The following is a 22716-nucleotide window of genomic DNA, read 5'->3' as shown; positions in this document are numbered from 1 at the left end:
GAGGCAGACCTCCGAATTCGATGGCAGGGCAGCAAGATCCAACGCGCACGAGGCCCGGGAGCCGCGACGTCAGGACAGGCGCGGGTCGCGCAGAGACGGTTTGCCGGTGCGGGGAGGATCGGATTGCGGGCCCGGCGCAGTGGTGTCGCGGGTGCGGGTGAGGGCCCGGATCTCGCGGGCGCGGCCCCGGATCGGTGCGGGCAGGGCGGTGGTGGTGAAGGTGAACGGTGCGGCTTGTTGACCATTGACGAGCAGCCGCGCGGCGGCGTGATAGGCGTCGAGGTGGGTCAGGTCGTGCTCGGATAGGAACGGAGCGGTGTGGCGGGCCAGCTCGCGGGCGTCTTCGGGGGCACAGGTGAAGGTGATCTTGTTGCGGGCGTTCGCCGAGATCGCATCCCGTAACTCCCGGGGCAGCTGGCCTAGGTTCTGATGCGCTAGTACCAGCGACAACTTCAGCCCGCGTGCTTCGGCGAGCATGTCCTCGACCGGCGTGGACAGGTTGAGGAAGTTGTGGGCCTCGTCCAAGACCAGCGCGGCGTCGCGGCGAGTGGTGGCAAGCGTGCGGGCGCGGGCGGTGGTGGCCTGCCAGGTGCGGGCCACGATCAACGACCCGACCAACCGGGTCGTCTCCTCACCGAGGGAGCCTTTGGGTAGCCGGGCAAGGCAGATTCCGCCGTGGTCGAGCACGTGTGCGAGGTCGACTGTGGAGGGGCCCGCGGCGATTGCGGCTTTGACGAATGGCCGTAACAAGAAGGCGCGCAACTTGTTCAGCAGCGGGCCGATGACTTGGTTGCGGCCCGCGCCGGAGAGCTCTTCGTAGGTGTCCCAAAACCCGCGGAGCACCGGATCGGTCACTGTGGCTGTCACTCTGGCGCGGTAGGCGGGTTCAATCAGCAATCGCGGCAGATCGGCGAGGGTCGCGATGCCGGGCTGGGCGCACAGGGTAAGCAGGCTCGCGCGTAGGACGTCGTCGGTACGTGGGCCCCAGTATTGGGCGTAGATGCGGCGAAAGACGGTGACGAGGTTGTCGACGGTGCGGTCGATATCGGCGCGATCGGCATCGAGCGGATTCAGACACGGTGGGCGCGAGCGGGAGTCTGCGTCGAACAACACGACTTTGCCCGCGTGGCGTCGCGGTAGCCGATCCAGGACGTCGGTGATGAGGTCGCCCTTGGGATCAACGACGACCACCCCGCGTTCGGCGTCGGCATCGTCGAGGATCATCCGCCCCAACAGCGTCGACTTGCCGACACCGGTAGCACCCAGGACATGCAGGTGATGACGGGAGTCGGTGACCTTCAACGCCACCGCCCGCCCGCTACCGGCATCGGCGCTACCGAGGGTTTTGGTGTGCGGGCCGCCGGAGGCGATATCGGGACCCGGGGCTACCGCACGGGCACCCGCCCGCGCGACGCCGGGGATATCGGAATCGGTAGGCAGGTGGGCGATACCGGCCAGCTCGGGCACCGACAGCAGATCCCCGCGTCCCAACCACCGCTCCCGCAACGCGGTGTCCAGACACCAGCGGCGGCGACGGCGGTAGTAGTTGTGATCGGTGCAAGCTGCGAACACCGCCGCGAGGGTGTGCGCGCGCCCGCGCGTGACGGCACGAGCCGCCCGCACCGTCGCGGCTGCGGCGTCGAGGGGAACGTCGGTGGCGACCGCATAGCGGATCACGCTCGCCCAGTGCGCGCCACGGGCTTTGGTGGCCGCCGCCCGCGATTGCGTCGTGTACTCCATCACGGTTTGCCGATCGGGCGACGCCATCCGCCGACGGGTTGCTGAACGGGAGGGACGCGCTGCGCCGGGAGTGATCAGGTCCAGCAGATCAGCGAAGATGGCCAGATGCCACCGCTGCTGGTTGCCACTGCCACCCGTAGTGCGGCGCACTCGGCGGCCGGTCGCGGGGCGGGCCAGGATCTGCACGCACGCGCCTTGGCTGATGTCGAGATCGGAGGCGGCGGAGATCAGGTCGCGGATCGGGTCGTTGCCTCGGTAGTCGAGCAGGATCGGTAAGCTTTCGCGCCGGCCCAGGCGCAGCTCCCCGCCGACGAGGATCCGCTGATGTCCGGTCTTCGGTTGTGGCAGTGGCGGGCTCGCGTGTTCGGTGGTGCGGGTGCGCGCGCCGGGCCAGGCGGATTCGACGGCGCGTTCGATCAACCCCGGTGCGATGGTGGCCGGTACCCAGATCGTGATCGAAACTCCCGCCGCCGGGGTGATCCGGTACTCGAACCCCAGATGAGGCTGCCCGAACACCGCACGCTTCCACGCCGGGCGCGTGATCCCTACAAGATGGGCCCACAATCCTTGTGCTGCGGAGGGATCGACGGAGGGCGGAGCGAGCACAGTGACCTCGCGGGCATCGACGGCCAGCCGGCGCCGGTGCCGGCTGGCCGCGAGCACAGTAGTCGTGGCGAGCACAGCGCCCACCGCGGCGGCCACCGAGACGCTCGTCAGGGTCAAAAGGTGACACAGATACTCGCCGAGATCGGCTGCCGGATTGTGCCGGTCCGGATCGCGCAGGAATTCCGGAAGCCACGCACTTTGCAGCGGAATCATCTGGGCGGCAACGGTGTTCATGCCGCTGCTTGTAGATCGATATAGGAGTCCTCGTCATCGGTGCCCTCGTCGAGACAGTCGCCAACGGGATCGGCGTCGGTGTCGGGGGCCTCATCGGCGTGGCCGATGCAGATACTCGCGTCGTCGCTGGTGGCGGTGAGCTCGCCGGGGTTGGTGGTGATGAGGTCGTGCTCGGCCTCGGAGGCGACCGCAGCGAACACCGCCCGGTGTGCTCCAGTGGCGAGCAGGCCATGCCCGCGTGCGGCGGCGAGCAGGAACCGGCGTTCGCCATCGGAGACCGCGAACGCCTCGCTGACTTCTTCGATGGCTTGGGGTGCTTGGCGCAGCAGGATCTGGGTGGCGGAGTTGGCCACGACCGCTTTACCGAGATCGGTGGCCAGGACATCGGCGCAGTCCTGAGTCGCGACAGTCAGCCCGGCCCACAGTTTGCGAAATGCCTTGGCGGCCTTGAGAAGAAACTCCGCCCCGGCGGGCTGGCGCATCAAGATCCACGCCTCGTCCACGTTCACCAGCCTGGGGCGGCGCAGGCCCGGGTTCGATACGCGTCGCCAGGTCGAGTCCAACGCGAGCAGGGTGCCAATCGTCTTGAGTTCCTCGGGCAGCTCGCGCAGGCTGAACACGATCATCGCGCCTTCCGCCACGGTGGTTGTAGGACCGTCGAGCAGCCCGGCGAACGCACCGTCTCCGACGTAGGGCTGCAAGGCTCCGGCGAGGTCGACCCCGACTCCGGCACCACAGGCCAGCAGTTGCTCGCGCAGGACCCGCATCGTCGGAGCTGGTTTGATCCACGTCGAGGGGTCTTCGGTGATGCCGACGCTGGCGTAGGCGGCCGTGATCGCGGCATCCAACACCGCCCGCTGCGCGGGTGTCGGTTCGCCGAGCAGGACCCGAATAACCGTGTGCAGGAAGAGCTTGCGTCGGTTCAAGGCGTCGGCGGGTGCGGCCCGGCGACCGTCGGGGCGGGTGTGGACTTCTAGGTCGAACGGGTTGAGGCGGACTCCGCCTGCGCCGAGGTGGATGTAGGTCCCCCCGACGGCCCGGGCCAGGCGCCGGTACTCGTCCTCGGGGTCGATGCAGATGACCTCGATCCCGCGATAGAGCGAGCGCAGGATCTCGGTCTTGAGGAAATACGACTTCCCCGCTCCGGAGCGACCGAGGACGACCGCGTTGTGGTTGTCGACACCGGGGGAGAATCGGTCCCAGAACAACAATCCGCCTGCGGCGTCGTGGCCGTAGAGCACCCCGGTCGGTGTGGTGGCGGTGACAGGGTCCTCGGCGGGCAGCTGTGGGCTGTTGAACGGGAACGCCGCCGCCAGAGCGGCGGTGTCGAAGGTGCGGCGTAGTTTCACCAAATCCAGGCCCAGCGGCAGGGTCGCGAGCCAGCCTTGGACGCTGCGGTGGCTGAGGTGGCAGGTGTCGATGAGCAAGCTCGCCGCCAGCGCACGCACAGCGCCGACCTGCTCAGCGAGCTCGTCGGCCGAGTCCGCATGCACGGTGAGATACACCCCGACCCGGAATAGTCGTCCTTCACCCCGGGCTACGCGCGCAGACAGGTCGTAGGCGTCTTCGACCGCTACCTCGACTTGGGGGTCGACCAGGCGGCCGTGTTCGGCGTTGTGCGTCCGCGCGGCCTCGAAGCGGCCGAGCTGGCGGCGCAGGCGAGCCGCCGCTGTGACGGGGTCGACCGGCTCGATGTGTAAGGAGAGTTCGAGGCGGCCGGGATGGGTGAGCAGTGGCGCGAGCCATCCGGGGTGGACCTCACGCGGGTAGCCGGTGACCGCGAGGGTGGCCAAATGGTCGGCCCCGACTTCGAGATGGCGGGTCCCGATCGCCAGCGAGTCCGGTGCGAAGTCGGCATCGCCACTGCGACCAGCACCGCGCCGTGCAGTGAACCACCCGCGGCGGGCACGCATGGTGCTTGCGTGCTCGTCCTCCGGGGGCGGGCCCGCGAGTTCGGTACTGGTGAACTCCGAGCCGCCAGTGGTGATGACCGCTGTCCGGGAAGCGGTTTCGGCGCAGGTGGGTACCAGGCTGCCCGGGTTTGCGGCATCGGTGAGGATCGCGGTGGCCTGTGCGTCATCGAGGGCGGTGAGGGTGATCTGCGCTGCGGCGAGCAGCTCGCGGGCCTCGCTGAGGCGCCGCAGCAGTCGTGATTCGGCGGCACGGCGCACGCTCGCGGTGAGCTGCTGGTGGCGCGCGCGGCGACGCCCGCTGATGACCCACTGCAGCATCGTGCCCGCCGACGGGCCGCCCAGCCCGCCTGCCGGAATCGTGTCGAGGGGTTCGCGGAAGACCAACAGCACTTGACGGCACAGCAGGTCGGTTTCGGTCCCCAGGCTCTGGAGGTGCTCGGCGTGATCAGCCGCGGCCGCCGCCAGCTCGGGGGACATTTCCTCGGTGGTGGCGTGCAGCTCGGCGACGCGGGCGTGTAAGTCCAATCGGGCCGTGCGGATCAGGATCTGGATCCCGTGCCCGGACAGGGCGTGCAGATAGCGGCCGAGCCCGTCGACGAGACCCTCTTGCTCGGCCGCGGTGCGTAATCCAAGATTGACCGTCCCGGCGGCCGCGATCACCGCGAGCCCGTCGTCTCTGAGATCGACCACGCCCATCTGCTCACTGCCCGCCGCCGTGACCGCTTCGGGCAGATGAAGCGACGAGGCCGACAGTGGTTGCGGGGCAACGGATTCGCCGGTGGCGTGTTTGGTCAGCCATTGCGGAGCAGGATCGATGTTGCCCTCGGGAGCCAGGACCTGGGTGCGAGGTGCCAGGCGCTGACGGATCGCGGCGACCAGCAGCTGGTCGGCCGAGAGTCCGTCGCGTGTGGTCAACACCGTGACTGCGACCGTGATCCCGATCGGGACGGCGGCGGCGAGGAACACAGCCGGTGCGATCGCGGTGCGGGTGAAGATCCATCCGAGATAGCCCACTAGTGCGGTGGCGGCCAGGATCAGCAGCTGGCGGGCGGTGAATGGACCGACGATGCGGTCGCGACGTTCGACATCGGCTGGGATGCGGATCGGGGTGGTCATTTCCTACTACCTCCAGAACGACGACGAGCACGGGATGTGACGGGCAGGTTCGGCAAGGGCAGTGCCAGTTGCCGACCCGCGCGCCGAGGTGGGCCGGCCACTGGTGGTGGCGGGACCGATGGCGGTGGCGGTGCGGCAGCGGTGGGCCGGGCGGCGACGCGCCGGACTTCGAGGGGCAGCCGGTACTGGCCACTACTGGCGGGCCGGTTGCCCTTGAACGGGTCAGGGTCGAAATCGAAGGCGAGCTGACCGCGGTGACTTGGCGCCGTAGGTTTCGGCGGTTTGTCCCGGCGGGGGGCGGGGACTCGGGCCACGGTGATCGGCAGCTGGTACTGGCCGTCACGGCCTCCCGGTGGTGGCGGCTCGGGTGCCCACAACGGCAAACTCAACTGCCGACCTCGCGCTGGTTTGGGTTGTCGCGACGTGCTGGAAGGGGTGGCAGCGGAGGCGGTGACACGCGAAATCTGCTGAGAGCGGACCGATTTGGTGCGCCGCCCGCTGGGCAGGGGCAGCATCAGCTGCCCGTCGCGAGTCGCACGGACCCTCGCGTAGGGATCGGACTCGCCGACTGGACCGGCGCGGCGCGGACTTGCCCCGAGCTGGTGATGGCGCGAGGTCAGGGCGGTGGCGGTGCGGGCACCACTGCCTCGGATCAGCCCGAAGGTTTTATAGGCGATGAACCCCTTGAGCAGGGAGCCTGCCATCGAGCGGCCGTAGCCGAGCTTGAGGGCCGAGAGCAGCCAGAACGGGATCTTGACCAAGATCATCATCAACGCCAGCGCGACGAGCAGATTCACGATCCCGGTCTGAGTGGGTGCGAACAGCACGAACCCGCCCGGGGACAGAAACACCCGCAGCGCGGTGACGAGCACGAGAGATTGCACGACCTGGATCGCCAGGCACGCTCCGAACGCGCGCCACCACCAGCGCGCGATCGACTCTGTGTGCGGTAGCCCGTGACACATCAATGCCAGCGGTGCGGCCACGATCAAGGTGAGGGTGATCGCGACCCGCACGACGTAGGTGATCAACAGCACGGTGATCGTGACGGTCAGGACGTTGAGCAACAGGATCGCGAAAATCCCTGAACCCGGGCTCGTGGCCGTGCTCGCGAGTTGTTCGAGCGCGGCTGCCGCGGAGCTCGGGTCCAGCCCGTCGCCGCCGATCGCGGCGGCCAACGAGTTGGCCGCTCGGATGGCGTGGGTCGCGACCAGCATACTCATCGCCCCGGCCACGAACCCTGCAACCAGACGAGGCAACAGTTCACGCACCGTCCACTGGGTCTGCAGCATCTCGTAGGTCATGACCAGCACCCCGGCCGCGACCACGATCAGCCCGTAGCAGGCCAGCACCATCTGCCACGAGGAATCCCACAACTCACCCAGACGCGGCACCGATCCCGGTTCCGGAGTGGTCAACAGCGTGGCCGAAAGCAACTCCAGCAACGGGTTCAACGCGGAGTCGACCACTCGCTGGAAGAACCCGTCGATGGCCTTGGCGACGCAGCCACTGATATGGCGGACGCCGCAGTCGGGATCCTCCCCACCCGTACCGGCCGGGTCCGATGGGGCCGGGCTGGTGGCTGGCGGGGCCGGTGTCGGCACCACCGACGTCTGGGCTGGTGGTGGGGTCTGCCACCGGGTCTGTGGTGGCGGTCCTGGCTGAGTCGGAGCTGGTGCAGGTGTTGGTATCGCCGGGTCGGCGACGGCGATCGAGGGTGCCAGTGCCAGCAGGATTGCGAGCAGCGCCAGCACCCACAGCCCTCGCTGCCATCGGCGAACCGTCACCGCCGGTGAAGCAGGACAGGGTCGTGGCGGGTCGGTTAGCAGCGGTGTCATCGTCAGCCGCCGACGATCGATTTCAGGACGCTCACGATGACCGGCGCGAGCAACGCCAGGCAGTAGCCGATCATCGCGGCCCGCAAAGCGAACTTGGCTTTCTCGACCTCGCCGGGATCGCCAGAGCAGATGAGATAGCGAGCGCCACCGACCGTCAAGGCGACTGTGGCCAAAGCTGCGAGAATCCCGACGATCCAGTTGCGCAGATTGTTGAGCACTTCATCGAACGAGCTCGCGATCGCCAGGACCGAGACCGGTTGCGCCGCCGCCGAAGCCGCAACCCCGCCCAGCACGACCCCGCCGACGATCATCACACCTGCGATGCGGCGCAGCCGCATGCTCGGGCGCACCGATAAGTGGAACTGATGGTTTACGCGCATCGACGCACCTCCGAACTCGGGTGTGCGGGAGCCGGTGTGTCCCCGCACCCCTGCACTCCGGTCGGCGGGATGGTTTTCAACACCGGCCGCGCCGTCGATGCCTCATCACGGCTGGGCTCACGGCGCCGTCGGCGAGATCGGTTCGTGTGTGCTCGCGTCGGGTTTGGTGAGGTCACCGCGCCATGGCTGACTTCACCGATGCCACCCGAATCCGGGTTGCGCATGCGTTCGGTGAGGTAGGCGGCCAGCTTGTGTTCGGCGCGGCGTCGCACCTGTTGCAGCGCCTTGTAGGACGCACCGCGCTCGGCGGCGACCGCGGTCAGCGAGCGCCGCTCCAACCGGGTCGAGGCGATGAGCCGCGCTTGGGCACTGGTGATGACCCCTGCCGCGACGGCGTCGGCGAGGACGAGTTCGGGATGTCCCGGCCGGGGAAGCATCAGGCGGTGCTCGCGAGCGCCGGTGTCGTCACGGGTAGGTGCGCCTGCCCAAGGAGTCGGAGTCGGGGCGGCACGGCGTTCACGCATGCACGCGTATCCGGCGCGGTAGGCCGCCCACCGCAACCGGTGCAACACCCACGGCCGATCGAGGTCGATAGAGGCGAGTTCGGTAAGGAACCCGCACAACACCGCGGCCTCGATATCGGCGCGATCACCAGTCCATCGAGGTGAGAGCCGCGCCGACATCGCGGCGAGCACCGGCAGCGCCATGCCCGCGCAAACCATCGTCGCGTCCCCGCTCTCGGCGCGGGAGCGCCGGACCAGGCACACCCACACCGCATCGACGGTCGTGATCGGCAAACCGGGATCCATGAGCAGATCCCGTAATCGATCCACGCGCAACTCGACGGATCCGAGCGCACTCGAGCCCTCGGCCGAGAGCGTGATCGGCGCACCGGCCAAACGGTCGAAACTCGACCGCACCAAATCCAACGGCGAAGCGCCATCGCGACCACGCGAGGGCCTTGTGATATTCGAATCAACCATTGCTGGACTCCTTTGTTCGACGCGAGAAAATGCGTGGAACCAAGGAAAAAGAACCGCCGCCACCAAAACGCCACCAAAGAACTTCCGAATGACTTCCCAACAACTTCCGGGACCACCCCACCTGGCCCGATTCGATCCTGTGGCAGCTCGGTGAAACCGGCGGGATCGGGCGCGCGATAATCAGGCGTTGAGCTGGATGGTGGCGTTTTGGTGGCGGAAGCACGCCGCGCCGACGCAGTCCTCAGATTTTGCGAAGGGTTCGGATAAAATAATTCGTCCACCGATTTCTGTGCCTTGAACCTGTGTGGGGTGAAAGTCTGGCGGAGTTCGTATTCGTGTGTTGAAAGGCAGGGCCGCTCGCGGAGTGGGTAGGTGTAAGCCATTCACTCCACCGAGAGGCGATCTCTATGACCGCGCAGAACCAATCTCGCCGGCGATCAGCGCGCTGCCTCACCGACCGCGGCCACCCGCGCCCCGAGCACGCTGTCCCGGCAACGATCTGGGCTTGTGGCACCGAACCCATCGACCCGGCCAGCACCTGGCCGAGCTCGATCCTCACCCGAGCCATCGCCGAGTTCAGCACTATCGGTGACCAAGTCGCTCTGCTGGTATGGCCCCACCGGCCCGGCGAGAGCCGCGACTGCAGCGAACCTGAACTCAGTGCCGCCCTCACCGGAGTCCAGGGCCTCGATCGAACGGCCCAGATCCTCGACCTCCACACCGAGAACCCAACGCCCTCGGCGCCGGTCGGCACCCTCGATCTGATCATCACTACCCAGATCCCCGGCCACCACGACTCCGACGCGGGTGCGGAGTTGCTCTGGAATGCCGCCACGCGGTTACGCACCAATGGGGTGCTGGTCGTACTCACCCGCTGCGACTGGACCCACGGCACCCTTGTGGATCCCACCGGGCCGATCGTCGCCGACGCCCAAGCCGCTGACCTGCTCTACCTCCAGCACATCGCCGCCGTCGCGATCCGAGGCGACGCGATCGCCACCACCGACATCCATGCCAGCGCTCAGCACAGACTCCAGCGCACCCACCGCCGCGTGCACACCGATGTTCTGGTGTTCGTCCAACCCAACCAACACCGCCGCCCACCCCCCGACCCGCGCAGACCCCGCCCCTGACCACCTTCGCCCTCTGACCTCTGGATCAGGCACAGGAAGCAGGCCCACCGTGACTCTCACACCCAAAACTCGTCCCAACGCCTCCGCGCCCTCGCTGCCGGTCTCGGTGTGGGCGACCGCGCAATCCTCACCCGCCAAACAACGCACCGGCCGCTACACCCCGCAGGGAACACCTCACCCCGCCAAAATGCTGCCCGCCATCGCCGCCCACGCCATCGCCGCCTACACCCGGCCCGGCGACCTCGTCCTGGACCCCATGTGCGGCATCGGCACCACCCTTGTCGAAGCACTCCACTCGGGCCGGCGAGCTGTCGGGGTCGAGTACGAGGACCGCTGGGCACAGGTCGCACGCACCAACGTGCAGCTGGCGCGTGAGGCAGGCATCGAGCACAAGGCCGCGGTGTTCACCGGCGACGCAAGACATTTGAGCACCGTGCTGCCCGCCGAGTACCTAGGCGCCGTCGATCTCGTGATCACCTCACCCCCATACGGAGACTCCACCCACGGCCACGTCACCATGGCACCCGGGCAAGGTGTTCACAAACGCAACCACCGCTATGGCGCGACACTCGACCGCGGCAACCTGGCCAACCTCGGTCTCGCCCGCCTGCTGACCGGATTCACCCGAATCCTCACCGCCACAACCTTGTTGCTGCGCCCAGGAGGACATGTGGTCATCACCGCCCGGCCGTGGCGGCAGCACGCCGAGCTCATCGACCTACCCACCCACATCATCACCTGCGCCGCCCGCGCCGGACTTATCCCTACCGAACGCTGCCTCGCCCTCCTCGGTCGACTCGCCGACGACGACATCATCGCCCGAAGCAGCTTCTTCCAACGCGACTTCGTCGTCAAACAACGAGCGGCGGGCCTACCGCTGCACCTCATCGCCCACGAAGACGTCCTGATTTTCACAACTCCGACAAGGTCTCGTAGTTCATTCGAGCTCAAGCACTTTCGCCCCCGGCCCCATCCCGGTCCGGAAACGAACCCGGGCGCGGATACGGGGAGTGGCAGGTATCCCGACGAGCTGGCGGCATGAGTGTTCCCAGAACGGCTACCGCCGCCGCAGCTCCTGGGACAAACGCGTCAACTCTTGCGGTGCGGTTCGCTTTGCTGCGACCCTTAAACCTCTGGGATGATCCGTTGTCGACTCAGCCGGAAACGTGATCGCTGTCGTGCTGCCCGCGCCCGCGCGGGATGATCCTCAACGGTGGAGGTCGAACTCGCCGACGGGCTAGTGCTCCCTGCGCCCGGCGGGGATGGTCCGCCGCCCGGCAGGCCGAGGGCGCGGCCCGCCGGAGTGCTCCCGTATCCGCGGTGACGGGCGCTCGGCATCGCGATGCCGCGTCGGCTACGCCGTATCCGCCCAGTTTGCCTGCGGGGCGCGGTCGAAGACTGAGGGGCCGGGACCACGAACGTCGGCGCGGTCGCCGTTAGAAAGATCGGTGGGGGCACTGTCATCAACCGTTTCGGTTCTGCTCTCCGCCGATACTGCAGGGGCGACCGGCGGGCCTCCGAGCGCTTGACGAATTCTTTCCCACACGGCGTCGGGATCGCCATGCGACCGGCGGGCAAGCCGTTCATCGAGCTGTTGCCAGGCATCGGAGTGCGGCACGGTGTCGAGGTTGTCGATGTTCCTTTCGTCGGTCATGGTGTCGTGACTCCTTTGCGAACTTTCTTGAATGAGCCCGCTGCTCTTCGGATATTGCTGGGAGGTAGAAGTTCGGCTCTGTTCTCACGCATTGCTTCGAGTCTTTGCCGGGCTCGGTGTCGAAGCGAGTACACAGTGGCGCGAGTAGTGCCGAGCTCCTCGGCGATCTTGTCGCCGTCCCAGTGCAGCCGACAAGTCATGAACACCACAAGCATCTCGCTTCTCGGCAGCTCGTCCATCAGCACCTCCCAGAAGGCTGCGACGCTATCGCGGCTCACCACACCCTCTGCGATGTCCTCTTGCGGGGGCAAGAACGACGTGAGCCAGTCTTCTCTGGATTCGCTGGACCCATCGCCCAGCGACTCGAAGAACAAGCCGCGCCGGTCACGGCGCCATTTGTCGCGGATGAAGTTCAACGCGATCTTGCACAAAAGCGCTCGGACCCCCTTCTCGACAAGTAGATCCGGGCCGTAGATCTCCCATGCCCTGACGAAGGTATCGGCGACGACGTCCTCGGCGTCGGGGATCTTGTTCGTGCCCAGCGCCGAAACTACGAACCCCATTACCCTGTCTTGCTCGAGACGATAGAGCCGCTCGAATGCCGTCCACATGTACGGCTCGACAGGTTGTTTAGTCGATGGTGTCATGCGGAACGAACCTCGTCAGGGGTCGTACGGGTGGGCGGCGCTGTCGGAGTGGACTCGTCCACCTGAGTGCCTTCCACAGGGGTAGCCACGACGGTAAGCGAACGCGCTCCTCGGCGGCTGGTTTCGTGTGCAACATGGGTAGGCGCGCGCAATTTGCTCAGAATCATCCGCGTGGTGAAGTGGAATAGGGCCTGGTGAACGCACCCCACGATTCCGGGCCACACGATGGTCAACGCCAATAGCGCGACCACCCAGACTGGGATGTCGTTGAGCGCCAGTTCAGCGATCGGCGAGAACGTCATGAGTAGAGAACGATCCAGCACCATGCGATCTGAACACCGCAGCGTGTCCGGTATCACCGTTGATTAAAGCGTCCGTACTTCACAGTCGTCATGCTAGACGGCGTCAACGACACCTCTTGCGCAGGATGTCGATCTCGTGCGCAACCGTGAGAGCTGTCTCGCCGGTGAGCCGCGTTCTCGGCTGGCTCCTCGAGATGCTCAATCCTTTGCGCACCGCCGTGGGTGACCCGGCGATGATGGGTGCCGATCTTGGTGCTCGTTATGCTCGCCCATCGCCGAGCAGGTACACCGGCAGCCGCTGATGCTCCGCTGCGCTTGATCTTCGAATCAACCCCCTACGGATGGACCCGTGATGCTCATTAATCGGACTGAGTCGCCCCGGCCGCCGGAGATGATGCCTTCATGTAGCAGCCGGTGCCCGCTGCCAGGGTCAGTACGGTCCATTCGGATTGTTGTTCGCCTGTCGTGGTTTGCCATTCGGTATAGAACTCGTCGTCCCTGACGGGCCAGCTGTGGCGTGCGGACAACCGGCATACGCTCGAGCGCAAGGTCATGTCGATCGGGTAGACGGTGAAGTCGTTGCTGTGGTCGGCGACCGCGCGGCTGATCGTCGCACGGTCGAGTTTGGGTAGTGCCGTCGCTATCATCTCGACCAGATCGGCGGCTGGTGTGCCCTCGGTCAGTGACCGGGTCCACTGCCCGCCGTGCTTGTGGTAGGCGCGGGCTGCGTTTTGCAGCGTAGGCAATTTCGCCAGCGCCAGCACGTCGCTGATGTCACCGGGACGGGGGAACAGCCATCGGTCGTCGCCGTGCGGGGTGCGGGTCTGGCGGCCGTGGGTGCGGCAGAGTCGGTCATACAGCCGCTCTAGGTGGGTGGGCGTGACGAATTGACCGAGGATGGCGGTGCCCAGAGCGTCCCATAGATAGGGGTTGGCCAGTCGCGAGACCGCTCCGAGGGCTCGCAGTGGCGCGGTGAGGGTGAGAGGACCGGCGAGGTCGGCGGGGTCGAAGTAGCCGACATCGATCGGCACCGAGCACGAGCCGATGGGTTCACAGTGAATGAACAAGTTCTGGGGCAGGCATTCGGCGGTCACGAACGCTATCGCCTGATGATTGTCCGAGATGAGGCGGTGAGCGCGCCCGTCGACGGTGTGGAACCAGGCGGGGTGATCGAGCATCAACGTCGGCATTACTACTCCCTACTGATTGTCAATTCGACAGCCGCGCAACGGTTTCGAGGGTGGGATTACCAGAGATCGAGGAAGGTGCTGGGAAGGCGGCGGGTGCGGTTGTGTAGTTCGTCGATGAGGTCTTGGTAGCCAGAGGCGAGGTCCCACAAGCGAGCCCAGGAGTCCTGGTAGAGGTCAGCAGGGGCGTGGGCGAGGGCTATGAAGGTCTGGTTGGTCAGCTGGGCGAGTCGGTCGACGATTTGGCCGACGGTTTCGGTGTGCAGGGTGGCGGCGGGGAACGGTGGCGGTGCCACCTGGGCGATCCATTCATCGATCACTCGGATCAACTCCATGCGCCGCAACGCCAACTTCACGCCGTCGCAGGTGGCAGTCACCTCTCGGGTCTCGTGCACCTTCGCTAGTTCGGCGGCGGCATCGAGCATCGGGTGGGTCGGATCGAGCATCGGCATCCCGCGACACGCCGCCAGCAGCAGGTCCTTGCCGGGCAACGGGTAGGGATCGGGGCAGGTGTTGTTCATCGGAGGAGGGTTTCGTGCATCCATTCCAGGAACTCCGGGTAGTCGACCGCACACGCGACGTCGATCGGGCGGCCGTGCGGGTCTCGGTAGAGGCGGGCATCGCGTGCGATGCGTATCCGTTCGGGGCGGAAAGAGACGAACGCCAAATCGAGTGCGGCACTGAGGGTCAGCGGGTCGTGCATCCAGCTACCGCTGCGGCGGGCGAACCATGCCCGGAAGTTCGCCGCGAGCAGCTGCTGCCACTCGGTCGCGGTCTCAGATCGCAAGTGGCGCAGCAACGCTGATTCGGCGGTGACGTCGATGTGGGGGGAGTTGGTGAAGTCCGACAACACCAGTCGCGGGTTCTGGACCGCGCGCAGTGCCAGTCCTGCTGAGCTGGTATCGGTGTGCAGGTTGTGGGTCGCGCGGGTTGTATCGCGGTAGTGGTCGAGCCAGCCGCCCATCTGCGTGACGATGAGACGGTCGGCGAGATCGGGGAGGCTGGACACGATGAGAGCGAGGTTGGTCATCGGTCCCATCCCGACCCAGAAGATCGGCCCGGTCGTGGATTCGCACACTCCGGCGACCGCGTCGATGAGACCAGTCACGGCGTCGCCGCGCTCGTCGCGTCCGGCTGGTGGGCGGCAAGGATGGTCTTCCATCACGAATCGGTGGCTACCGCCGAAATCGACTCCAGTGATGACGGGGACCTCGGGGCGGTCCAGCGCATCGAGTGCGCGCCGAGCCAGCCGTGCGCGGCGCCCGAGTGTCTCATCCGCGGTGACGACCGCGAGATCAGGTACGGTGCGTGCGGCTAACGCTAGGGCGACGAAATCGTCTGGGTCGTAACCGATGTCAGTATCCAGGATCACCAGACTCTTGCCGGGGCACTCGTCTGGCTGAAGAGATGTGGCGGGTTGCTGGTATGGGTGTTCGAGCATGATCCGGGCTTCCTTTCACAGGCGTCGAGCGGGAGTATTTTCGGCAGGCCGAAAGGCCGGGCTGAGGTCTACTGCGGACGGTGTTGTCGGGTGAAGAGGGCGGTTGATCGGCTGTAGTCGGCCAGTGCCTTCCTGGTCATCTCGGTGACCAAGGGTGTTTCGGCGACGAGGCCGGTCCAGGTGTAGGCGTCGTGGTCGGTCAACTCGATCGGGTCGGGCTCAAGGACCTGCACAAGGAAATTGAGTTGGCGTGCCTTCTGCTCGTCGCTGGTGGTGTAGTCGATCTGGCTCAGGACCTCCCCGACGTGGAGCAGGTCCAGGCCAACCGACGCTCGGATCACTCGCGCGAGTGCCTGGTACAGGTCTTCCTCGGAATCGACTGTGCCAACCGGTATTTCCCACTCACCCTCGACGTGGTCCCCGGTAGGTGGCTGGCGCAACAGCAGTACTTTGCCGTCGTGCTGGACTATGGCGCTGACCCGCAGCTGCTGCACCCCATCGCGTTGCGCTTCGGTTCTGAGTTGATCCAGTCGTGCGGTGTTGTCGGACATGATGATTCCCTTCCGATAGTGGGGGCGTGAAGAACCGGGCTAGCCATGACCGATCCGTAGTCGTGTCGCTTGGAACAGCCGATACCGCAGGCGCGCAGTGCTATTGCCGGTGTCATCGGCGGGTATGTCCCAAGCCTCGAGGACCAGCGTGTTGAGGTCGGTCCAGCGGATCCGGATGCTGATCGCTTGTGGGCGAAGCCAGGGTTGGTTTTCGAACCAGCTGCGGTGCACGACATCGGCGGCGATCAGCCGCATGGTGTTCTCCACCAACGGTGCGTAGTGGTGGACGTTCCAGTGCTTGCAGGACCACGAGGCCGCCTCGACCGCGTGGAAGACCGGGTCATCACCCATCGGCAACTTCGCTACGGTGGCCAGCGCCGCCCAATTCGTCGACCCTGGATCGATCGGCTCCATAGAAGACATGGGGGCACCTCGCTTTCTGGCGTAATTACCTAAGGCATCCACAACCGTTGGCAGGGAAAGGGTTTCAACCCCGGTACGAGGTTGTGGTCGATCGTGACCAGGGCCAAATGCTGGAGATAGGCCGCGTGAGCAAACGCCGTCGCGGCGCATTCCTCGCCGCAGAAATGCAGCACCGGTCCTTCGTAGAACCAGACAGTCAGGTGACACTGCGTCATCGCGACCACACCCGTTCACTACATCGGTCTGGGACCGGATTCGGCGGTCTGCCTTGGCATTGCGCGGCATCGAGACCAACGTTGCGGCGGCAGCGCTGTCCACACCTCAGCGCTGTGTCGCAAGACGCCCAGCCAACCCTTGACCTGCGTGGCCGAGGGCACCATCACGACATCGACACCCTCGAAGTCAAGACCGGCGAGCAGCCGACAGAAGCCCGAACCCGACTGCGCCAGAAGAACTCCGCCAGCAGCCAACTCGACCCCGCGACTGGCGGCAAGCGCTTCGAGATCCGCGATATGAACATCGACCTGTGGACCCGAATAATTTAGGCGCACAATCGCATACGCGCGCCCGTTCATGACCAGCCCCCAGGCCGCTGGCGTGTAAATGGCGAACTGGTTTCCTTGCCCTGTGGGCGGTACAGCGGCAAAGGTAGATCGAACCAGGTCACCGTGCCCCCGCCTTCGCCCCGGTCGCGACCGACGCTGGTGCCGCGATGCCGATCGCACAGCGACTGCAAGGCGACACTGATCGGTTCGTGGGCGTGTTCGCGGGTCTCCTCGAACGTCACCACCAACCGGTCCGGGTAGCGCAGCCAGCGCACGGTCAGTTGGTTCGCACCCGGTGCCTGGTTCGCACGTGCCGTGAAACGAATTGCCGCGCTGACGACTTCAGTGAGTAGCGCATCGACCTGATCGACCAGATCACCGAGCCCGGCTCGGGTGAGGTGCCGGTGGGCACTGAGCCGGATGACCTCGAGAGCCAAGCCGTAGGCGTCGACCTGTTCGGTGCCCAGTTCCACCGGTCGGTCTTCATCCCATCCTTCATCTCCCTCAGCGAGACGATCCTCGCCGCGATCCAGCCGCATCGCACGCGGCGCCGAAACCGGATGCACATACTCCACCGACGCCGACCGACATGCTTGCGAGATACGCTCCAGCACAATATTTCTCGGAGCGCCCAGGCCATCGAAATGGCCCGGGCCCGGAGCGATCACATACTCGCCACCCCACCGCGACAACGCATTCAACATCGCCAAGAACGCCGGTATCGGCGGCGGGGAAGCAATCAATCGGGCCAGATCGACGCCGTTTCGGGCCGCGACCTCGTGCAGCCGCTCGATGATCCCGTCGCCCGAACCCTCATCCAGTGCGACAAGCAACGACCACAAAACGGCGGTCGGTGAACCAGCTTCACAGAACACCCGGCCCACCAGAGTGCCACCGCAGTCAGCGGCCAGTGCTTCCATCTGGGCTTCTACCTCGGCGCGCTGAGATCCGACCAGAGGCAACTGCATGTACCCAAACATTTCAACAGTCACCGCCTACCCCCTGACCGCTGCGGAGCGCGACTGCTGCGACGAAAAGCAGCGCGTCCGCCCACGTCGAGAGGCCAATCGGGCATCGTCGGATTGCTGCGGAATGGATCAATGCCCATCGGACACCGCCATCCCGACAGCCTCCCGTGCTGTCAGGCCGATGAGCACCGCGAGCCTTTCAACTTCTGCGGCGGCCTCCGCGACCTGGATAGCCGCTGTTGCCTGCGCCGTGGTCAACGTGCGCCCCGGCAGAAAACTCACGACCCACCCACCTTGGCCGACCGACGTCGCTCGATGAGAGCTGTGGTCGCAGACGATCAACGCGCGGTCCACTACATGTACCGACATCGATTCCTCGATCCCCGCTGACTGAGCCAGCTTCCGATCAGCCAACGTTGCCGATCCTGGCCGATGGTTGATGTTATGCATGCATTTAAGCTTAAATTTAAGAATCATGCTACGTATTCCACGAAGATCTGTGAGGTAGTTTTGTGCGCATGACCCCGACTGCGGAGAAGGGAAGAGATGCGCGACGAGCGTTCAGACCCGTCAGCGCTGCGTTTTCTGGTCGGTCAGGACCTCAGAGCGGCACGGGAGCGGGCGCGGGTCAAGCAGGCTGACGCGGCTAAACACATCGGTTGCACGCCAGCGAAACTGAGCTACATGGAGAGCGGTAAGACTCAACAGGCTCCCGATGAAGTCGCTTCTCTACTCCGCTTCTATGGCGTCAAGGTGGAGGATGTAGACCGAACCGTCACGCTGGCTGGCAGGGCAGACCACGGTACTTGGTGGGCGCCCTTCGGTGAGGTCTTGCCGGATTGGTTCAAGACCTTCGTCGGGCTGGAAGGCTTGGCCGCCATTCAGTTCGAGTATGCCGACAAGGTGCTGCCGGGACAGATCCAGACGCCGGCCTACGCGACCGCTCTCCTCGGCGACAGCCTGCACATACCAGCAATGGATCTGGCGCAGGCGGTACGTGCACGGATGGCTCGTCAGCGGATATCTGGAACTGAGGACCCGCTTCGACTGCGTGCCGTTGTCGAAGAGGTCGCGTTGGACCGGCCCGTCGGCGGTCCGACGGTCATGCGCGAGCAGTTGGAGCACCTCTTGGCGCTGATCGAACTCGACAATGTCGAGATACAGGTCCTTCCCACTCGAGTGGCTGTTCAAGAGGGCCTTCCTGGCTCGTTCATCGTGCTGGAGTTCGCCGAAGCGCGGGGTATCGCATACGTCGAATACCACACCGGCGCTCTCTATCTGCAGGATCGGTCGCAAGTAGACTTGTACTCATTGGCAGCCGATCGGCTGAGTACGAAGGCATTGTCGGGTACTGACACTGCTGCTGCCATCGAGCGTCGGATCGGGTATTTCAAGAGCATGGAGCGATGATGACCACCCCAATCCCTCACGGCTGGCGGAAGAGCTCTTTCAGCAACAACGGCGGCGCATCGTGTGTGGAGTTGAACTTTGCGGGCGATCGAGTCTTCCTGCGAGACAGTAAGTATCTTCGAGACCCAGCGAATGACCCCAACAGTCAGCCGCTGCTGTCGATGGAAGCCGCTCTGTGGCCGGTCTTTTGCGCTGATGTCGTTCGCTCCGTCCAGCGTCGCATTCACGGCTTACCTGTCATTGACCGCCGAAGCGATGGTTGGGTTACTGTGCGAGCTGAGGGCTCCGATGGTGTCGTACTGACCTTTACGCCCGACGAATGGACCGCGTTCATCGACGGTATCGAGGCTGGAGAGTTCGAACTCGCTGCCGCCTAACGGAACTGGTACTAGGTATGACTGGCAGCCGAGGCGCTGCGGTCGATTTCCAGGTGCTGTTCGCGCGCCGACTGCACGCTGCATCGGCCTGCCGAACCGGAGTTCTGGGCAGGATAGAAGCAGCGGTGGTGGTGCCAGGCAGAATCGGCTGCGGCGAAGGCCGAGGGGGCTTAAGCTTGGCGATGGTCTCACGTTGAGCCATTTCAAGGCGGAAATATCGTGGATCCGATCTCGCTGGGAATCGCGGCGGCAGCACTCATGGCATCCAAATACGGCGAGGAACTGGCCAACCACGCCGCCAGCAGCAGCTGGGGCGCTGTCACACGCCTACGTGAACTCATCTCCCGCAAATTCGGCGATGGCTCCGAATCTCCCAGTGCTTTGGCGGAGTTAGAGCGGAGCCCGACGCCGGAGAACCAGGTAGCCGCCGCCGCGGTGATCGATGGGGCTGCCCGAAACGACCCCGGTTTCGCAACCGAGCTGCAGCGGTTGGTGACCGCTGCACGGCAGGACCAGAGCGTCGCCGCGATCATCGCCAACGCTTCCGACACCGCTAAACAAGCCAACATTGGTCGCGATAACCTCGGCACTATCAACCTCTAATCTCACTGATCTGCGGGAGCATCCAAATGTCCGGCGAGCGGAGCGATGGGTACACGCCTGCGATGCACATCGCCAATGACGATGCCCGCCAAGCCAACATGCGCGACAACCTCGGATTGGTCGACATGTCGATCCGCTACGAGGCGCAACCAACACTCCCAGAGCCAATTACCTCCAGCCTGCCCATCGCCACGCGCGCTCTCGTCGGACGTGATCGGGAGCTGCAGCAGATTCTCAATGCAGCCGACCGTCAGCGAGCGGTATCTATTCACGCAATCGACGGCATGGCCGGCGTTGGTAAGACCGCACTCGCGGTCCGCGCTGCCTATGAGTTAGCGGCGAGGTTCCCGGATGGACAGTTCTTCGTTGAGCTCGACGCGTATACCCCCGGACGACAGGCTGCGGACCCGTCAGATGTGTTGGCTAGTTTGTTGATCGAACTGGGCTTGGATCCACGTAGCATCCCAGATACCCTGACCGGTCGCCGTGACTTGTGGCGTCACAGGCTGGCCAACAGGAAGGTGCTCGTAATTCTCGATGATGCAGCGAACCGAGACCAAATCGAGCCGTTGCTGCCGAGTGGACCCGGCTGCCTGACCCTGATCACCAGCCGCCACCGCCTGCTGTTATTGCCGGACATGCAACCGCTAGAGCTGAATGTGCTCAAACCCGACTTGGCCGCAGAACTGTTCCTCACCGTCGCCCGCCGCAGCCCCGAAGACAGAAGCGAACGTGATGTAGCCGCGCGTATCGCTCAGTTGTGTGGGTGCCTGCCGTTGGCGATCATGTTGGTGGCCGGGCGCATGGCTCACCACCCGGACTGGACGGTCGCCGAGGTCACCGAGTTGGCCCAGGAGTTGGAGGAGGCTACGGACCGGCTGACCGAACTCGATGCGAACGACCGCATCGTGCGTGCCGCGTTCGACCTGTCCTATCAAAACTTGTCTCCCGAGCGGCAACTGCTGTTCCGTCGCTTGGGGCTGCACCCTGGCCCAGACGTCGATGCCTACGTCGTTGTGGCGCTGGTCGGGGTGGATCTTGCGACCGCCAAGCGGGAGTTGGGCGCGCTCCATACCGATCACCATCTCGACGAACCGGCGCGGGGCCGGTACCGATTGCACGATCTGCTGCGCGACTATGCCCGCGCCCTCGTCGGCGACGATCCAGCCGACGACAATAGCCGAGCCGTGGATCGGCTGCTGGACTACTACCTGCGGGCTGCCGCCCACGCAGATCGGCGGGTGGCACGTCGCACTCGTCCCACCTCGGACGGCGATACCGCCGCGTCGGCCGCCGCGGGTGGGGTTGTGGGGCAGGAGTTCGGTGACCAGATGCAGGCATTGGCGTGGATGCGCGTCGAGCGGGCCAACCTGCTGGCCATCCTGGAGTACACCGTCGACTGGGATCTCGCGCGGATGATCGCGTTGACCGGCTCGATGGCGGGGTTGCTCGACAGGGACGGGCCGTGGTCACTCGCTGGTCGGCTGCACCAACGCGCGGCCGAGGCCGCCCAACGTATCGGCGACCGTCGCGGGGAAGCGACCGGCCTCACAGACCTCGGCCTCGTATGGCGCCTTATCGGGGACTACGAGCAGTCCGCAGACCTGCTACAGCAGGGCCTGACCATCTATCAAGAGATCGGTGACCGTCTCGGACAGGCTAACGCCCTCACCCACCTAGGGGTCGTACGCCGACGCATCGGCGACTACCTGCAGGCTGCCGCCCTGCACGAGCAGGGCCTGACCCTCTACCAAGAGATCGGTGACGGTCTCGGGCAGGCTAACGCCCTCACCGACCTCGGCTTCGTCCTCCGAGAAACCGGAGACCATGAGCGGGCCGCAAGCCTGCACGAGCAGGCGCTGATCCTCTATCGCGACCTGCGTAACCATCTCGGGGAGGCTAACGCCCTCACCGACCTCGGCCTCGTGCGCCGAGAAGCGGGAGACTACGGCCAGGCGGCGACCCTGCACGAGCAGGCCCTGACCCTCTACCGGGATATCAGGGACCGCCGTGGGGAAGCGATCGCCCTCATTGACCTCGGCCTCGTGCGCCGAGAAGCGGGAGACTACGGCCAGGCGGCGACCCTGTACGAGCAAGCCCTGACCCTCTACCAGGAGGTCGGTGACCGCCACGGCCAGGCCCAGGCCCTCACCGGGCTCGGCTACGTCCGCAGGGAAACCGGAGACTATGTGCAGGCTGCCGACCTACTGGAGCGGGCACTGGCCCTCAACCGGGAGATCGGCAGCCGCCACGACCAGGCCGACACCCTCGGTAACCTCGGATACCTGCATGAGAAAACGGGGGATTATCAACGGGCGGCGGCCCTACACGAGCACGCCCTAACCCTCTATCGCGGTATCGGCGGCCGCCTGGGTCAAGCCGAAGAACTCAACGGCCTCGGGCGAGTACTCCTGACCACCGGCAAACCAGGCGAGGCTTTGACAGCCTTCACCGATGCTCTAGGGCTGGCCCGCGAGATTGGACATCACCTTCAACAGGCGCGCGCTCTCGATGGCGCCGCGCACTGCCGGGCTGATCTGAACGATATCCCCGCCGCCATAGCCGGCTTGACTGCTGCGGTGGAGCTCTACCGACGTCTAGGCGTACCAGAGGCCGATTCCGCGGCGGAGTGTCTCGCCGAACTCGAATCCCAATTCTGATATCT

21 protein-coding genes are annotated in these 22716 nt (G+C 65.4%); 7 read left to right on the top strand and 14 right to left on the bottom strand.

Annotated elements, in window-relative coordinates; translation table 11 throughout:
- Positions 1–69: 69 nt before the first annotated feature.
- The 5 genes from DMB37_RS15545 to DMB37_RS15525 are packed head-to-tail and all read right to left on the bottom strand — an operon-like array spanning position 70 to position 8810.
- Entirely contained in the window at positions 70–2580 is a 2511-nt protein-coding gene (locus DMB37_RS15545; RefSeq protein ID WP_240772402.1) for a type IV secretory system conjugative DNA transfer family protein, read from the bottom strand.
- The gene (locus DMB37_RS15540; protein ID WP_135233336.1) at positions 2577–5609 is read right to left on the bottom strand and encodes a PrgI family protein; all 3033 of its coding nucleotides are present in this window, start codon (positions 5607–5609) and stop codon (positions 2577–2579) included. The genes DMB37_RS15545 and DMB37_RS15540 overlap by 4 nt, the downstream gene beginning before the upstream one ends.
- The gene (locus DMB37_RS15535; RefSeq protein ID WP_135233335.1) at positions 5606–7396 is read right to left on the bottom strand and encodes a hypothetical protein; all 1791 of its coding nucleotides are present in this window, start codon (positions 7394–7396) and stop codon (positions 5606–5608) included. Before DMB37_RS15535 ends, DMB37_RS15540 begins: the two co-directional genes overlap by 4 nt.
- Before the next feature lie 53 nt (positions 7397–7449).
- On the bottom strand, positions 7450–7785 hold the full coding sequence (locus tag DMB37_RS15530) for a pilin (RefSeq protein ID WP_135233334.1): 336 nt from the start codon (positions 7783–7785) through the stop codon (positions 7450–7452).
- Positions 7786–7817: 32 nt separating this feature from the next.
- On the bottom strand, positions 7818–8810 hold the full coding sequence (locus DMB37_RS15525) for a hypothetical protein (protein WP_135233333.1): 993 nt from the start codon (positions 8808–8810) through the stop codon (positions 7818–7820).
- A 407-nt stretch (positions 8811–9217) separates the two neighbouring features.
- Here DMB37_RS15525 and DMB37_RS15520 point away from each other — a divergent pair, with 407 nt between their 5' ends.
- A complete protein-coding gene (locus DMB37_RS15520) occupies positions 9218–9943 on the top strand; it encodes a hypothetical protein (RefSeq protein ID WP_135233332.1) in 726 nt (241 codons plus the stop codon).
- A 49-nt stretch (positions 9944–9992) separates the two neighbouring features.
- Positions 9993–10985 carry a TRM11 family methyltransferase gene (locus DMB37_RS15515; RefSeq protein ID WP_240772401.1) on the top strand — a complete coding sequence of 331 codons (993 nt, stop codon included), beginning with the start codon at positions 9993–9995 and terminating at the stop codon, positions 10983–10985.
- Positions 10986–11297: 312 nt separating this feature from the next.
- Here DMB37_RS15515 and DMB37_RS15510 read toward each other — a convergent pair whose 3' ends face one another.
- From DMB37_RS15510 to DMB37_RS15480, 7 genes are all read right to left on the bottom strand, one after another.
- Positions 11298–11597 carry a hypothetical protein gene (locus DMB37_RS15510; RefSeq protein WP_135233330.1) on the bottom strand — a complete coding sequence of 100 codons (300 nt, stop codon included), beginning with the start codon at positions 11595–11597 and terminating at the stop codon, positions 11298–11300.
- Positions 11594–12244: an RNA polymerase sigma factor gene (locus DMB37_RS15505; protein WP_135233329.1), complete on the bottom strand. Its 651-nt coding sequence runs from the start codon at positions 12242–12244 to the stop codon at positions 11594–11596. Before DMB37_RS15505 ends, DMB37_RS15510 begins: the two co-directional genes overlap by 4 nt.
- Positions 12245–12905: 661 nt before the next feature.
- On the bottom strand, positions 12906–13736 hold the full coding sequence (locus tag DMB37_RS15500) for a hypothetical protein (RefSeq protein WP_135233328.1): 831 nt from the start codon (positions 13734–13736) through the stop codon (positions 12906–12908).
- 56 nt (positions 13737–13792) lie between these two features.
- Positions 13793–14254 (bottom strand): DUF4254 domain-containing protein, encoded by a 462-nt coding sequence (locus DMB37_RS15495; protein ID WP_135233327.1) that lies wholly within the window; start codon positions 14252–14254, stop codon positions 13793–13795.
- Positions 14251–15174 (bottom strand): nucleoside hydrolase, encoded by a 924-nt coding sequence (locus tag DMB37_RS15490; protein ID WP_135233326.1) that lies wholly within the window; start codon positions 15172–15174, stop codon positions 14251–14253. Before DMB37_RS15490 ends, DMB37_RS15495 begins: the two co-directional genes overlap by 4 nt.
- Positions 15175–15242: 68 nt before the next feature.
- Positions 15243–15725 carry an NUDIX domain-containing protein gene (locus DMB37_RS15485; protein ID WP_135233325.1) on the bottom strand — a complete coding sequence of 161 codons (483 nt, stop codon included), beginning with the start codon at positions 15723–15725 and terminating at the stop codon, positions 15243–15245.
- Between the two features lie 39 nt (positions 15726–15764).
- Positions 15765–16148, bottom strand: coding sequence for a hypothetical protein (locus DMB37_RS15480; RefSeq protein WP_135233324.1), 384 nt, complete (start codon positions 16146–16148; stop codon positions 15765–15767).
- A gap of 329 nt (positions 16149–16477) precedes the next feature.
- On the opposite strand from DMB37_RS15480, the gene DMB37_RS15475 reads away from it, so the two are divergent.
- Entirely contained in the window at positions 16478–16693 is a 216-nt protein-coding gene (locus tag DMB37_RS15475; protein ID WP_135233323.1) for a hypothetical protein, read from the top strand.
- A gap of 26 nt (positions 16694–16719) precedes the next feature.
- Here the strand turns inward: DMB37_RS15475 and DMB37_RS15470 are convergent, their stop codons facing one another.
- Both DMB37_RS15470 and DMB37_RS40535 read right to left on the bottom strand, forming a co-directional pair.
- A complete protein-coding gene (locus tag DMB37_RS15470; protein ID WP_135233322.1) occupies positions 16720–17661 on the bottom strand; it encodes a hypothetical protein in 942 nt (313 codons plus the stop codon).
- Positions 17662–17790: 129 nt separating this feature from the next.
- Positions 17791–17943, bottom strand: coding sequence for a hypothetical protein (locus DMB37_RS40535; protein WP_167768852.1), 153 nt, complete (start codon positions 17941–17943; stop codon positions 17791–17793).
- 264 nt (positions 17944–18207) lie between these two features.
- Between DMB37_RS40535 and DMB37_RS15465 the strand changes: the two genes are divergently transcribed.
- The 4 genes from DMB37_RS15465 to DMB37_RS15450 all read left to right on the top strand — a co-directional run bounded on the left by DMB37_RS15465 (position 18208) and on the right by DMB37_RS15450 (position 22711).
- On the top strand, positions 18208–19071 hold the full coding sequence (locus tag DMB37_RS15465) for a helix-turn-helix transcriptional regulator (protein ID WP_135233321.1): 864 nt from the start codon (positions 18208–18210) through the stop codon (positions 19069–19071).
- On the top strand, positions 19068–19448 hold the full coding sequence (locus tag DMB37_RS15460) for a DUF397 domain-containing protein (RefSeq protein WP_135237595.1): 381 nt from the start codon (positions 19068–19070) through the stop codon (positions 19446–19448). The genes DMB37_RS15465 and DMB37_RS15460 overlap by 4 nt, the downstream gene beginning before the upstream one ends.
- 219 nt (positions 19449–19667) lie before the next feature.
- Positions 19668–20051 (top strand): hypothetical protein, encoded by a 384-nt coding sequence (locus tag DMB37_RS15455; protein ID WP_135233320.1) that lies wholly within the window; start codon positions 19668–19670, stop codon positions 20049–20051.
- Between the two features lie 26 nt (positions 20052–20077).
- A complete protein-coding gene (locus tag DMB37_RS15450) occupies positions 20078–22711 on the top strand; it encodes a tetratricopeptide repeat protein (RefSeq protein WP_135233319.1) in 2634 nt (877 codons plus the stop codon).
- Positions 22712–22716 lie beyond the last annotated feature (5 nt).

It is taken from the genome of Nocardia sp. CS682 (assembly GCF_004634405.1).
Taxonomy (GTDB): domain Bacteria; phylum Actinomycetota; class Actinomycetes; order Mycobacteriales; family Mycobacteriaceae; genus Nocardia; species Nocardia ninae.
This window is presented reverse-complemented; position numbering and strand designations above follow the sequence as displayed.

What these genes read in the sequence shown, in the direction of transcription:
- DMB37_RS15545 (WP_240772402.1), bottom strand. Translation starts at nt 2,580, where the DNA reads ATGAACACCGTTGCCGCCCAGATGATTCCGCTGCAAAGTGCGTGGCTT.
- DMB37_RS15540 (WP_135233336.1), bottom strand. Translation starts at nt 5,609, where the DNA reads ATGACCACCCCGATCCGCATCCCAGCCGATGTCGAACGTCGCGACCGC.
- DMB37_RS15530 (WP_135233334.1), bottom strand. Translation starts at nt 7,785, where the DNA reads ATGCGGCTGCGCCGCATCGCAGGTGTGATGATCGTCGGCGGGGTCGTG.
- DMB37_RS15525 (WP_135233333.1), bottom strand. Translation starts at nt 8,810, where the DNA reads ATGGTTGATTCGAATATCACAAGGCCCTCGCGTGGTCGCGATGGCGCT.
- DMB37_RS15520 (WP_135233332.1), top strand. Translation starts at nt 9,218, where the DNA reads ATGACCGCGCAGAACCAATCTCGCCGGCGATCAGCGCGCTGCCTCACC.
- DMB37_RS15510 (WP_135233330.1), bottom strand. Translation starts at nt 11,597, where the DNA reads ATGACCGACGAAAGGAACATCGACAACCTCGACACCGTGCCGCACTCC.
- DMB37_RS15505 (WP_135233329.1), bottom strand. Translation starts at nt 12,244, where the DNA reads ATGACACCATCGACTAAACAACCTGTCGAGCCGTACATGTGGACGGCA.
- DMB37_RS15500 (WP_135233328.1), bottom strand. Translation starts at nt 13,736, where the DNA reads ATGCCGACGTTGATGCTCGATCACCCCGCCTGGTTCCACACCGTCGAC.
- DMB37_RS15495 (WP_135233327.1), bottom strand. Translation starts at nt 14,254, where the DNA reads ATGAACAACACCTGCCCCGATCCCTACCCGTTGCCCGGCAAGGACCTG.
- DMB37_RS15490 (WP_135233326.1), bottom strand. Translation starts at nt 15,174, where the DNA reads ATGCTCGAACACCCATACCAGCAACCCGCCACATCTCTTCAGCCAGAC.
- DMB37_RS15485 (WP_135233325.1), bottom strand. Translation starts at nt 15,725, where the DNA reads ATGTCCGACAACACCGCACGACTGGATCAACTCAGAACCGAAGCGCAA.
- DMB37_RS15480 (WP_135233324.1), bottom strand. Translation starts at nt 16,148, where the DNA reads ATGTCTTCTATGGAGCCGATCGATCCAGGGTCGACGAATTGGGCGGCG.
- DMB37_RS15470 (WP_135233322.1), bottom strand. Translation starts at nt 17,661, where the DNA reads ATGCAGTTGCCTCTGGTCGGATCTCAGCGCGCCGAGGTAGAAGCCCAG.
- DMB37_RS15465 (WP_135233321.1), top strand. Translation starts at nt 18,208, where the DNA reads ATGCGCGACGAGCGTTCAGACCCGTCAGCGCTGCGTTTTCTGGTCGGT.
- DMB37_RS15460 (WP_135237595.1), top strand. Translation starts at nt 19,068, where the DNA reads ATGATGACCACCCCAATCCCTCACGGCTGGCGGAAGAGCTCTTTCAGC.
- DMB37_RS15450 (WP_135233319.1), top strand. Translation starts at nt 20,078, where the DNA reads ATGTCCGGCGAGCGGAGCGATGGGTACACGCCTGCGATGCACATCGCC.